Origin of the sequence: Streptosporangium nondiastaticum, from assembly GCF_003011965.1 — a bacterium.
GTDB classification, from domain to species: Bacteria; Actinomycetota; Actinomycetes; order Streptomycetales; family Streptomycetaceae; genus Streptomyces; species Streptomyces nondiastaticus.
Map to the genome: position 1 here is coordinate 1 of NZ_PXWG01000321.1, position 894 is coordinate 894.

Annotated in this window: 1 protein-coding gene; it reads right to left on the reverse strand. The window is 76.7% G+C overall.

Annotation, left to right across the window (positions count from 1 at the left end):
• Positions 1 to 207 precede the first annotated feature (207 nt).
• Positions 208 to 894 (reverse strand): RDD family protein (locus tag B7P34_RS36025; RefSeq protein ID WP_223268619.1); only part of this gene is annotated, 687 nt, incomplete at its 5' end.

The following is an 894-nucleotide window of genomic DNA, read 5'->3' on the forward strand; positions in this document are numbered from 1 at the left end:
GGGCGGCGGCGACGGCTCCGGCGAGGGCTGGGACCCCGGCAGAGGCGGCTCCTCGGGCCGTTTCCGGAGCGGGTCGTTATCGGGGGCCGGCGGCGGCTCGGTGCTCATGGCCCGAGTAGAACCCGGGGTGCGGCGCCCCGCATCCGGCGCTGTGCCGTTCGGGGCAGGGCCTGCCACCATTCGGGGCAGGCCCTGCCGCCGTCCGGGTCAGCGCTTGCCCGCCGCCACGAACGTACGGCCCGCCTTGTCGTGCCAGCACTGCCGCCACGGGCGGTCGAACACGCACCACAGGGCGCCGATCACACCGATCCCCAGCGCGCCGAGCCCCCCGTACACCAGCCAGCGGCGGAGCGCCGCCCCGAAGCGCGGGGTGTCGTGCGACTCGATGTCCAGGACGCGCGTGCCGCACAGCCGCTTGCCCAGGGTGCGGCCCCACTTGGCGGTGGGCAGCGCCTCCAGGAGCACGCCGGCGACGAGCAGGACGCCCACCACGATCGCCAGATACGTGCCGGTCGTGCCGTCGAGCAGCCAGACCGTGACCGTCTCGCCGGACTGCTTGGCCTGCGCGACCTTGTCGTCGATGTGGGCGACGGCCTTGGCCCACAGCGGCACGGCCACGGCACTCACCACGGCACCCAGCACGACGGAGTCGATCAGGCGGGCGGCGAGGCGCCGGCCCAGCGACGCGGGGCGGCCCTGCTCCTGCGCGGCCCGCAGGAAGGGGTCGTCCTTCGGAGGCTTCCACGGCGCGGCCACCTCGGAGGAGGAGGCGGCGGCCGCGGGCTGCTGCTGGGCCAGCTGCTGCACCTGCTGGGCCCAGCCGCCGGCCGCGGGCCGGGCCTGCTCCGCGGTGCGGGGGCGGGGCTGCTCCTGCGGACGGGGCTCGGGCAGGGC